Source organism: Streptomyces thermovulgaris (assembly GCF_002155915.1).
GTDB classification, from domain to species: Bacteria; Actinomycetota; Actinomycetes; order Streptomycetales; family Streptomycetaceae; genus Streptomyces; species Streptomyces thermovulgaris.
This window is the reverse complement of the sequence record NZ_MUME01000555.1, coordinates 1-1,001: the sequence shown is the minus strand read 5'-3', so window position 1 is coordinate 1,001 and position 1,001 is coordinate 1. Positions and strand designations below refer to the sequence as shown.

The following is a 1,001-nucleotide window of genomic DNA, read 5'->3' as shown; positions in this document are numbered from 1 at the left end:
ACGGGTGCGCACCCGTACGCGCGCCGCCGTGGACGCCTGGGCGCTGCGCGCCTACGGCGAGATCCGCGCCGACGTGCTGTTCGTCGCCGCCAACGGATTCTCCGTCGAGCACGGCCTGACCACTCCCGACCTCGCCGAGGCCGCGGTGAAGCGCGCGGCGATCGCCGCCGCCCGCCGCGTGGTGCTGCTCGCCGACTCCACCAAGTACGGCCAGGAGCACTTCGCCCGTTTCGGCGATCTGGGCGACGTGGATCTGCTGATCACCGACAGCGGGCTGAGCCCCGAGGACGCGGCCGTCATCGAGCGCGGCGGCACGGAAGTGGTACGCGCATGATCGTCACCGTCACCCCCAACCCCTCCCTGGACCGCACCTACGAGATCCCCTCGCTCGAACGCGGCGGGATCGTCCGGGCCACCGGCGAGCGCATGGACCCGGGCGGCAAGGGCGTGAACGTCTCGCGCGCGGTCGCGGCCGCCGGGCGGCGCACGGTCGCCGTCCTGCCCCTGGGCGGGGCGCCGGGCGCGCTCGTCGCGGACCTGCTCCACGCACAGGGCATCGAGGTCGCGCCGGTTCCGGTCGCCGGGGCCACCCGTTCCAACATCGCGCTCGCCGAGACCGACGGCGTACTGACGAAGATCAACGCTCCGGGGCCCGAGCTCTCGGCGCAGGAGCAGGAGGCGCTGCTGGAGACCGTGCGGCGGCAGTCGCGCGGCGCCGACTGGATCGCCTGCTGCGGCAGTCTGCCGCGCGGGCTCGCCCCCTCCTGGTACGCCGACCTGGTCGCGCGGGCGCACGACGGCGGGGCACGCATCGCGCTGGACACCTCCGGGCCCGCACTGCTGGAGGCCCTGCGCGAGGGCCCGGACGTGGTCAAGCCCAACGCCGAGGAACTCGCCGAAGCCGTCGGGCGCCCCCTGCTGACGGTCGGCGACGCGGTGAAGGCGGCCGAGGAGCTGCGCGGGCTCGGCGCCCAGGCTGGCGAGCACGGTGCGGGCGCCGA

The 1,001-nt window shown here is 75.3% G+C and carries 2 protein-coding genes; both read left to right on the top strand.

Features of this window, described 5'->3' with window-relative positions; translation table 11 throughout:
- A partial coding sequence (locus tag CCN35_RS27280) for a DeoR/GlpR family DNA-binding transcription regulator (RefSeq protein WP_483883433.1) occupies positions 1 to 334 on the top strand: 334 nt, incomplete at its 5' end.
- Positions 331 to 1,001 (top strand): 1-phosphofructokinase family hexose kinase (locus tag CCN35_RS27275; protein ID WP_107501112.1); only part of this gene is annotated, 671 nt, incomplete at its 3' end. The genes CCN35_RS27280 and CCN35_RS27275, both read left to right, overlap by 4 nt.